Consider the following 10,707-nt stretch of genomic DNA (forward strand, 5'->3'; position numbering starts at 1 on the left):
GCCTTCGCTGCCCCGCGCCCGCCGCGGGCCCCGCGGTGCTCCCGTATCCGGCGGGCGGCCGGTTGGGCGGCCCCGCCGGGAAGGCGGGCCGGGGGGCGGCCGGGCCACGCACGATCTTCGTCTGCTGCTCGCCGATCCGCGGCGGGGCGGGCGTCCGTGCCGGCGGACCGGGCGGCGCGGGACGCTCCCGCTCGCCCCGCACGGCCAGCAGGGCACCACGCGCGACCACCGTTTCCGGCTGGTCCAAAGTGGTCGGAACCACGCCGGTGCGCTCGTGCACCAGCCGCGAAATCATCGGGATCCGGCTCGACCCGCCGACGAGGAAGATCGCGCTCAGCTGCGCGGGCCGCAGTCCGGCCTCCTCGATGGCGGCACGGGTGAGTTCGACCGCGCGACTCAACGGCGCCGCGATCAGCTTCTCCAGATCCTCCCGGGTCACATGGGCGTCGGCGAACGGCGGCGGCATCGGCACATCCGTGTAGGCGTGGCGGGACAGCGTCTCCTTGGCGCCCCGCACATCCTGCCGCAACACCCGCCGACGGCGGCGGTCGGCAAGTTCCCTGCCCTCCACCAGTTCCCGCCACGCGGCCGGATCCGCCGAGGACACCAGGCCCCCGACGTGTTCCAGCAACGCCTGATCCACGTCCGCCCCGCCGAAACTCGGGTCGCCGAGGGTGGCCAGGACCTGGAAACCGCGGCGGCCTCCGCCCGCCCGGCTCACCACGCTCACGTCGACGGTGCCACCCCCGAGGTCCAGCACCGCCAGCGACTCGCCCGGCCGATTGCTCAGCTCGACCGTGCGCTCCTGGTTGAGCTGGGCCGGTGCGAACGTCGCCGCGTGGAACACCGCCGCGGCCACCGGTTCCGGCACCAGTGTCACCTCGCGGGCCAGACCACCCGCGGCCTGGCGCAGCAACCGCGTCCGCACCGCGCCCCAGTCCGCGGGATGGGTCAGCACCAGCAGGTCGACCTCGGCATTCCCGGCGAGCCGTCGCGCCTCCGAAACCGCACGGGCCAGCACCGCGTGCACGACGTCCGTCACGCGCAACACGCTGTCGCCCAGCAGCAGTTCGCCCTCGTCGATCCGCCGCTTCGGATTCGGCTCGTAGCGCGAAGGGTCCATCGCCGCCTGCCGTTCGGCCTCCTGGCCCACGAACAGGGTGCCGTCCGCCGCCGCGTACACCGCCGACGACATCAACGGCTGGCCGTCGATCACCACCACCTGTGGATCACGGCCGTGGATGGACACCACCACACAAGTGCTGGACGTCCCGAAGTCCACCGCCACCTGCACCGTCACCGGCGGCACTCCCCTCGCCCCGGCCTGCCCGGGGTCCTGCTGCGCTCACCCGAACAGCGGAACGCGCCGCGGGGCGTCTCGTGCCCCGCGGCGCGCTGCCGTGCCGGCGTCATTCGGGTTGGATCCACGACACCTGCATGAGTTGCCTGCTGACCTTGCGGCTGACCATGATGCCGCGCCCGGGCGGCATGGGGCCGGGCTTGACGGTGCCGAGCAGGGTGCCTTCGTCCTTGCTGCCGTTCATCACCATGCCGGGGGCCGCGATTTCCTTGAGCTTGCCGATGATCGGGTCGTAGGAGGAGCGTGAGGCGCCACCGGTGCGGCGCACGACCACCAGGTGCAGACCCACGTCCTTGGCCTGGGCCAAGAACTCCGACAGCGGCTTGAGCGGGTTGCTGGTCTGGGTCGCGACCAGGTCGTAGTCGTCCACCAGCACGAACAGCTCCGGCCCCTTCCACCAGGAGCGGTTACGCAGCTGTTCCTGGGTGACGTCCGGCCCGGGCAGACGCCGGGTCATCGACCCGGCGATGTCCTTGATCATGCCGTCCAACTGGTTGGCCGACACCGCGTACCCGAGCAGGTGCGCCCCCTCCACGAAGCCGAGCATCGTGCGCCGGTAGTCGACCAGCACGATGACCGCTTCCTTGGCGGTGTAGCGCTCGGTGATCCCCCGCGCGATCTGGCGCAGCAGGTTCGTCTTGCCCGACTCGCCGTCGGCGAAGGCCAGGAAGTGGGAATCCGCTTCGAAGTCCAGGTAGACCGGCGCTAGTTCGTCCTCGTTGATACCGATGGGGACGAGCTTGGTGTGCCGCTGCTTGTCCATCGCGAGGACTTCGTCGTAGGTCACCATCTCCGGCAGCAACCGAACCTGTGGGGCGATCCGGCCCGTCCAGGCGGCCTTGATCTTGGCGACCGCGTCCGCCACCCCGGCACCCACCGTCGACGGGTCGCTGTCCCCGTCGATCCGCGGCAGGCCGGTCAGCATGTGCAGGCGATCCCTGGTCAGGCCGCGGCCCGGCCGGCCCTCCGGCACGTTCACCGCGACACGGCGGTCGATGTCGGACTCGCTCGGGTCACCCAGGCGCAACTCGAAACGCGTACCGAGCATGTCCTTGATCGCCGGGCGGATGTCGGCCCACCGGTTCGCGGAGATGATCACGTGGATGCCGTAGGCCAGACCACGCTGCGCGAGCGCGGTGATCTGCGGTTCGAGTTCCTCGAAATCGTCCCGGATGGCGCGCCAGCCGTCCACGATCAGGAACGCGTCGCCGAACGGATCCTGCTCGGCGCTGATCTCCCCGCGCTTCTTGCGGTTGCGGAAATCGGCCATCGAGTCGATGCCCATCGCCCCGAACCGGCCTTCACGCTCGTTGGCCAGCGTGTTCAACTCGGCAATGATGCGGCGGGCCTTGTCCGGCTCGCGCCGGGCCACCGCGACGCCACCGACGTGCGGCAACCCGGCCAGCCCGGCCAGGGTGCCACCACCGAGGTCGACACAGTAGAACTGCACTTCCTCCGGGGTGTTCGCCAGCGCCATCGACATGATCAGAGTGCGCAGCATGGTCGACTTGCCCGACTGCGGACCACCCACGACCACACCGTGACCGGCCGCACCGGAGAAGTCCGCCCACAACGGGTCACGCCGCTGTTCGAAGGGCCGGTCCACGATCCCGATCGGCACCTGCAACTTCCCGTTGCCGAAGAAACCCACCGGCGACAGGCCACGGTCCTCGGTCGGGTTCAGGTTGGGCAGCAGGGTGTCCAGCGAGTTCGGCTCGTCCAGCGGGGGCAGCCACACCTCGTGCGCGGGCGGGCCCTGCCCGACCAGCCTGCCGACGATCACCTCGAGTTCGCTGGGCTCGGTGGCCTCGTCGGACTCCGGCTCCGGGGCCGCGGCAACGGGCACCGGCTCGGGTTCCGGCTCCGGCGGCAGTTCCACGAAGTCCGGGACGAACAACTGCGGCCGCTTGTCCGCGCGGACCACGTTCGACACCGGCCCGGCGCTCTTGATCCCCGCGGGCCGGTACGGGCCGGACACATAGGACGCCTTGAACCGGACCAGCCCGGCCCCCTGCGTCGACAGATACCCCGAACCCGGGATCGGCGGCAGCTCGAACGCATCCGGCACACCGATCGCCGCCCGGGACTCCGCGGCGGAGAACGTCTTCAGACCAATGCGGTAGGACAGGAAGGTGTCCAGACCACGCAGCTTGCCCTCTTCCAGTCGCTGCGAGGCGAGCAGCATGTGCATCTGCAGCGACCGGCCCACACGACCGATCTGCAGGAAGATGTCGATGAAGTCGGGTTTGGCGGTCAGCATCTCCGAGAACTCGTCGATGCAGATGAACAACGCGGGCAGCGGGTCGAGGTCGGCACCGTTCTCCCGGGCCTTCTCGTAGTCCCAGACGTTCTTGTAGTTGCCCTTCGCGAGCACTTCCTGCCGCCGCGCGACCTCACCGGCGATGGCGTCCTTCATCCGGTCGACCAGGGTGAGGTCGCCGGCGAGGTTGGTGATCGTCGCCGCGACGTGCGGGGACTTGTCCAGACCGAGGAAGGTCGCACCACCCTTGAAGTCCACCAGGATCATGTTCAACGCGGTGCTGGAGTGCGTGGCGAGCAGGCCCAGCACCAGGGTGCGCAGGAACTCCGACTTACCGGAACCGGTCGCCCCGATGCACAGGCCGTGCGGGCCCATGCCCTCCATCGCGGCTTCCTTGATGTCCAACTCGACCTGCTGACCGAACTCGCCAACGCCGAAGGGCACGCGATACCGGTCACGCACCGGACGCGGCCGCCAGGCCTGCTGCACATCGAACGTCATCGGATCGCCCGGGATGCCCAGCAGCTCCAGCAACGTCGGGTTGGACAGCAACGGCTCGTCCTCGGTGGCCTCCTGCGCCGCCGACCCCATCCGGTAAGGCGAAAGCCGCCGTGCCAGCGCCTCCGACTCCACCACGGACAGGAAGTCCGGCTTGCCGAACCACTCCACCCCACCCGCGCTGCGGGCGCCGACCCGGGTTTCCTCCACCACCAGGCGCAGACCACGGCGAGCGGCGAGATTGCCCAGCGAGTCCGACAGGTCGATCAGGGTGACACCGACCAGGCCCTCCTCCAGGATGATCTGCTCTTCCCTGGTCACCTCGCCGTCGTCGACGACGATCACCACATGCGGCTGGTCCGGGTTCGGCGTGGCGTTGCGCGAGAACCGCGGCCGGTCACGAAGCTCGGCATCCAACCACGACTCGATCTGCGCCAGCGAACCCGCCATCATGCGCAGCTGCCCGATGCCGTCGGACAATTCGGGGTGCTGCACGTGCGGCAGCCACTTCGCCCACTCCCACTCGGCCTTGGCGCGACCCGCCGTGACGAACGCGATCAGTACGTCGTCGCAGCTGTGGAAGGTGACCAACTGGGCCAGCATCGCGCGGGTGAGCCCGCGGGTGAGCTCATGATCGCCCTGCAGGCTGACCGCGGCGAACCCGCGCAACGTGATCTGGGTGGGCAGGTCCGGCACGATCGAATGCGCGCGGACGAACCGGCGCAACGCCAGCGTGGCGATCGGCTCCAACTCGTCCACCGGGCCGGTCTGCGGAGGCACCAGCCGGGTCGCGAGCCGGTGGGAACTGCGGCCGACGCGCAGGTGCAGGAAGTCCTGGTCGTTCTGGCGGCGCTCCCACATCCGGCGGCTGGCGGCAAGCGACCACAGCGCCTGGGGATCGGGGTGCACCCACTCCAGCGCGGCCCGCTGGTCCGCCATCGCCTCGCGGGCACGCTCCCGCATCTGCCCGAGGTACCGCAGGTAGTCCTTGCGGTCCTCGTTCATTTCGGCCTTCTTGGCCCCGCCGCCCTTGCCACCGCCGGCGAACATGCCCCCCATCGACATGATCATCATCAGCGGGAACATCAGGGTGACCGGGCTGCGCGCGGCGGCCCCGCCGGTGGTGAACATGACCACGACCATGCCGAGTGTGGCCACGATCATGACCACGGGCATCATCTTCTGCACCACGTTGCCGGGAATCGTCCTCGGCACTTCCGGCGGCGGCTCCAGATGCACCTCGCCCCCGGGTGGGCGCGGCGCCGCCAGGCGTGGCGTTTTCTTGAACTGCAGCGTGCTCACCGAAGGACCCCTCTTCAACTCGACGCCCGGACTCCCGGCCCAGGGCCGCTCACACGGTAGCGAACAACGCGCGCCGCAGGGGGCAAGACTGCCCAAGCGGGCCTCGTTCTCGCCGAAACCGCCCCACGACGACCCCTGGTGCGCTAATACTAGGACCGCCCACCGACGATCCGGAGCGTTTCGGTGAGCCCGGGCGGGCACACACGGGCGGCCGATGCCGCGAAGGCACCAGTTGGGTATAAGTAGCCCGCAGCATTCTCTTTCTTAGGGGGCACGTAGGTGGCAACGGGCACGACGGTTTTCAGCAGGGTCACGGTGATCGCGCCGCGCACCCGGATCGACGTGGCCCTCCCGGCCGACGTCGCGGTCGCGGATCTGCTGCCCATGCTGTTGGACATGGCCAAGGAAGCCTCGCCGGACGGCGGCGCGCGGCACGGCGGGTGGGCACTGGCCAAGCTCGGCGACGCGCCGCTCGACCCCAGCCGCACGCTTGCTTCGCTCGGGATCGTCGACGGTGAGCTCCTGCAACTGCGCCGCCGCAACGAGAACCCGCCACCTCCCCTCTACGACGACGTCGTGGACGCCATCGCGGACGCCGACCCCGACAGCTTCCGCCCGTGGACGAAGGAAACCGCGCGTCGCATCGGTCACGTCGCGGGCGGGCTGGCCCTGTTCGTCGCCGCTGCGGCCCTGTTCATGAGCGGCCCCCTCTTCGGCGGGAACGCGATCGCGGTGGCGATCACCGCGGGTGTGGCCGCCATCGCCTGCGTCGCTCTCGGCGCCACACTGGCCAAGGCATACCAGGCCGAGGGGACCGGCGTGGTGATCGCCGCCGCGGGCGGACTGCCGTTCGCCTTCGTGGCCGGATTCTCCGCCGTCCCCGGGCTGACGGTCCGGGCGAACCTGCTGCTCGGCAGCGGGCTGGTGGTGATCGTCGCGGCGGTCTCGATCATGATCATGGGCGCGGGGATCACCACGTTCATCGCCGCGGCCACGGCAGGCGTCATCGGCGTGCTGGCCTTCACCGTCGCGACCCTCATCGCGCACCCGGCGCCGGGCATCGCGGCAGGCACCGCGGCGGTCTCCCTCGCCGCGATCTCCATGCTTCCCCGTGCCACCATCTGGCTGGCCAAACTCCCGCTGCCCCACGTGCCCAGCACGGCCGAGGAACTGAAGGAAGACGACGCCTACCCGGACTACACGGCGATCGAGCGCCGCACCGCGGTGGCGCACAACTACATGACCGGTCTGCTGATCGGCTGCGGGAGCGCGACCGCGATCGCGGCGATCATCACCGCCACCGCCCCCGGGGTGTTCGGCATCCTGACCGCGGTGGTCGCCACGCTGGTGCTCCTGCTGCGGGCGCGGTCCTACGCCAACGGCGCACAGGCGGTCGCCCTGCTCACCACCGGCATCGTGGCCGGCACCGGCATCATGATCGGCTGGCTCGGTTCGCAGACCAGCACCGGAAGGCTGCTGTGGGTGTTCGGCACGCTGGTGATCGTGGCCGCCGCCGCGCTCGTGACCGGCGTGGTCTTCCCGAACCAGCGGTTTTCGCCGCCGCTGCGCCGAAGCGTGGAGATCTTCGAAGCGATCTGCATCGCGACCGTGCTCCCGCTCGCGCTGGCGGTCATGGACCTCTACACCACGCTCCGGCACGTTTCGTTCAGCTGACCGTGGTTTCGGCACGCAGGAGAGGGGTTGCGCGCGTGCGCACACTGGGGGTTCCCGGCCGGACGGCCACTGTGCTGCTCGTGGCCGCCATGGGTGCCTTGAGCCCGTTGACGGCGGAGGCGCAGGGGGAATCCTGGGCCCCGCCGGCAATCAGCGCCAGCCCGCCGGACGACGGCGGCGGCCAATCCGGCATCAACTACACGCCGAAGGTGCAGTGCGTGTCGCGGGATCTGAACAACGACGTGAAGTTGCAGGAAAAGCCGTGGGGCCAGCAGTACCTGCAAATCGAACAGGCCCAGAAACTCGTCAGGGCGGCGACCGGCAGCGTCGGCGGCGGCATCAAGGTCGCGGTGATCGACACCGGGGTCACCCAGCACCCGTACTTCCAGTTCGGGGTCGAGTCGGGCGGCGACTACGTGGACCCGTCCAAGCACGGCCTGGAGGACTGTGACGGCCACGGCACCGAGGTCGCCGGGATCATCGCCGCGAAAACCCCCGATGACATCGGCTTCAAGGGGGTCGCACCCGACGCGAAGATCGTGTCGATCCGGCAGTCCAGCCAGAACTACTCGCTGGACAACCAGTCCGGCGGCCAGGACAGCAACGGGAGCCGCCAGCAGGGCCAGGGCGCGGGTAACACGACCACGCTGGCCCAGGCGGTCATGCGCGCGGCCAACATCCCGGTCGACGTGATCAACATGTCGGTGGACAACTGTCGCCCCGCGGACGGGAAGATCAACAACGGCGAGGCCCAGCTGCAGGCGGCCATCCACTACGCGGTTACGGTCAAGAACATCGTGGTGGTCGCGGCGGCGGGCAACGTCTCGAACACCTGCCCGCAGAACGACCAGGCCGACCCCAACAAGCCCCGCTCGATCGTCAGCCCGCCCTGGTTCTCCGACGACGTGCTCTCCGTCGCCGCGATCGACGAGACCGGTGGCGTCGCCCCGTTCAGCATGCACGGGCCGTGGGTGAGCGTGGCCGCACCCGGCACGAAGATCACCTCCCTGGATCCCTCCAAGGGCACCGACCAGCTGGCCAACCAGGTGTTCGACGGCGGTCAGCTCCAGCCCATCCAGGGCACCAGCTTCGCGGCGCCCTATGTCGCCGGAGTGGCGGCGCTGGTGCGCGCGCAGTTCCCGAAGCTGACCGCGCACCAGGTGATGGACCGGCTCAAGGCCACCGCGCAGCACCCGGGTGCACCGGGTGGCCGGGACAACTACATCGGCTACGGCGTGGTGAACCCGATCGCGGCGCTCACCGCGATCGTGCCGGCCGAGGAAGGTGTTCCGGCCGCAAAGGCCAAGCAGCTTCCCTCCGGCCTGCCGCCCGCCTCGCACAAGAACTGGACGCCGATGATCGTCGCACTGGCGGGCACCGGTGGTGGCCTCCTGGTGCTGTTGATCACGCTGTTCGTGGTCCACACCATCCGGCGCAAGCGCCCGGCGTAACGCCCGGCCCGTTGAGTCCGGCGCTCCGCCGGTTGGATTTGGCCTCAGGCGCTACCTAGGCCCGACGCCGATCGTCAGGGACGCCCGGCTACGGAGCCCCTCTCGTCATGAAGCAAGGGATGTTTACTACGGAACGAACCCGTAGCAAACATCCCTTGCTCCGCTTCAGGACAGCAAGACGATCTCTGCCGCAGAGACCGCTCTCTCAATGACAAAGGGCCGTGAGGGAAGCTCCCTCACGGCCCTTTCACGGGGAAACCGTCAGTTACCGCCCGGCGTGCTGCTCGTCTGTTGTTGTTGCTGTTGCTGCTGTTGCTGGCTCGGGTAGCTACCCGCCGACGGCGCAACCGGGATGTCGTCGTAGCTCTTCTGCGCGTCGGTGACGTTCAGCGAAGTCCCGGTCGGCAGCAGCGCGATGATCGCCTCGGGCGCCGGCCTCGCACCGTCCAGCCCCAGTGCCTTCGCCGTGTTCTCGTCCGGAATGCCGTACCGGAGGCCGGTGTCGGTGACCAGGCTGATCGGGCCGCGGTTGAAGGTCGCCGCGCCGGTGGCCGACTGCACCACGGCGCCGTGTCCCGGCGACATGTAGAAGTGGTCGATCCGCTGGCCCTCCGGGTTGGACTTGCCGATGTCGATCAGCTTCCCGTCCTTGGGCACCGGCAGGGTCGAGCCGACCGAAACCACGGTGTGCGGCTGGTTGTTCACGATGTTCCAGCCGAGGCAGGTCACCGGCGACGTGATCGGGTCGAGAATGGTCGGGACCACCGACGGCATCGTGCTCACCGGCAGGAAGTCCCGATCGGTCTGCTGGATCTGACGAACCTCGCTGATCTTGTCCGGGCTGACTTGCGGCACCTGATTGCTGCCCGCCTGCGCGGCGCGGACCAAGTCTCCCACCGCCTGCGAAACCTGCTGGATGCCGTTCTGCAGCAGGACGTACACGTCACGGCTACCGCTGACGCTGTTGACGGCGAAGACACTGCCGACGTGCAGGCCGGCGCTCTTGAGGGTCGGGAAGGCACTGCTGCCGCCGACACCGGGGATCTGCGGCGGCGCCAGCGGCGGCACCAGCGGGATCGAGTTGAGCAGCCCGATCGAGATGTGCCGGATCCTGCCCGGGTTGAGCTTGAAGGTGGACACCACCGCGGCCTGGTTGGGGTCGACCTCCGCCCGCACCGTGTTGGCGTTGGGGTCGTTGGGATTGTTCGGCAACCGGTAGATCAGGTAGTACTTGCCGTTGTCGGCCTGAACCAGCACCGCCGCGTCGACGTTCAGTTCGTCGCCGAGTTTCGACTGTCCGGCGAACACCGTGGTCTGCAGCGTCGCCTTCTGCAACTGCGACGACTCCGGCAACTGCCTGTTGATCATCAGTTCGTCGCAGATGCCCCAGTCGTCGCTGATCCGCTGGCCGCTGGTGGGCAGCAGTTGCGGGCCGTCCACGATGCCGGTGCGCCGGTTGTGCGGGATGCCCTTGAGGGAATCGTCCGGCACCACCGTGGGGGGCGAGACCTGCGTGTTGCCCCCCTTCTGCAGCGACATCAGCAGAAGACGCGCGGAGGCGAGGTTGAACGTCGGTGTGAGGGACTTGGGACTGCCCGACACGACGTAGATCGTGCCGGACTCCTTGCCGATCACGATGCCCGAGTCGGGCACCGAGGGCGAAGGATTGATCAGCCCGAAGATCACGAAGCCGACCACGCCGAGCAGGCCGAGGATGAACCCGACGAGCGTGGCGCGGCCGTGCGTGCGCATCGGATCGTGCAGCATGACCGAATCGCGCCGGACCAGCGCGGACTGCATGCGCCGCAAGACGAACTGATACGCATGAACCTGAGACTTTGTTGTCGGTGTTGACGGCATTCTCGACCTACAGCTCCCCGAGTCGCGGTACGGTTCCGCAGGATAACCGTACGAGAACCGTACTGGTGCGGGTTTCGATGAACTCGGGCTAGTGTCAGGGCCTCGCAACCGGCTTTCGGTACGCAGCACTACGAGGGGAAGAGAAAGCGCGGATGTCCGTCACCACGCCTCCACGTCCTCCCGGGCCGCCCGGCTCGCCGCCGCCACGGCGTCCCGCGGGCCCACCACCGCGACAGGGCCGGCCCGGAGGACCCGTCGGCGGTCCGGGCGCCCCGATGCCACCACGTGCTCCCATTCCGGGC

General features: G+C 69.2%; 5 protein-coding genes. 2 read left to right on the forward strand and 3 right to left on the reverse strand.

All coding sequences use genetic code 11. The annotated features are described in order from the left end of the window. Positions 1 to 1,300 (reverse strand): Hsp70 family protein (locus FNH05_RS22190; RefSeq protein ID WP_144590640.1); only part of this gene is annotated, 1,300 nt, incomplete at its 3' end. 109 nt (positions 1,301 to 1,409) lie between these two features. Next, positions 1,410 to 5,420, reverse strand: coding sequence for a type VII secretion protein EccCa (gene eccCa / locus FNH05_RS22195; RefSeq protein WP_144590641.1), 4,011 nt, complete (start codon positions 5,418 to 5,420; stop codon positions 1,410 to 1,412). Positions 5,421 to 5,699: 279 nt separating this feature from the next. Here eccCa and eccD point away from each other — a divergent pair, with 279 nt between their 5' ends. Next, positions 5,700 to 7,094: a type VII secretion integral membrane protein EccD gene (gene eccD / locus FNH05_RS22200; RefSeq protein WP_144590642.1), complete on the forward strand. Its 1,395-nt coding sequence runs from the start codon at positions 5,700 to 5,702 to the stop codon at positions 7,092 to 7,094. 35 nt (positions 7,095 to 7,129) lie between these two features. Continuing rightward, entirely contained in the window at positions 7,130 to 8,545 is a 1,416-nt protein-coding gene (gene mycP / locus FNH05_RS22205) for a type VII secretion-associated serine protease mycosin (protein ID WP_246127881.1), read from the forward strand. A gap of 261 nt (positions 8,546 to 8,806) precedes the next feature. Here the strand turns inward: mycP and eccB are convergent, their stop codons facing one another. Continuing rightward, complete coding sequence (gene eccB, locus FNH05_RS22210) at positions 8,807 to 10,405, reverse strand: type VII secretion protein EccB (RefSeq protein ID WP_144590643.1); 1,599 nt, start codon at positions 10,403 to 10,405, stop codon at positions 8,807 to 8,809. Positions 10,406 to 10,707: the final 302 nt, after the last annotated feature.

This window comes from Amycolatopsis rhizosphaerae (assembly GCF_007713715.1).
Taxonomy (GTDB): Bacteria; Actinomycetota; Actinomycetes; order Mycobacteriales; family Pseudonocardiaceae; genus Amycolatopsis_E; species Amycolatopsis_E rhizosphaerae.

Excerpts from the sequence above, each read along its gene's own strand:
- eccB (WP_144590643.1), bottom strand. The coding sequence starts at position 10,405 with ATGCCGTCAACACCGACAACAAAGTCTCAGGTTCATGCGTATCAGTTC.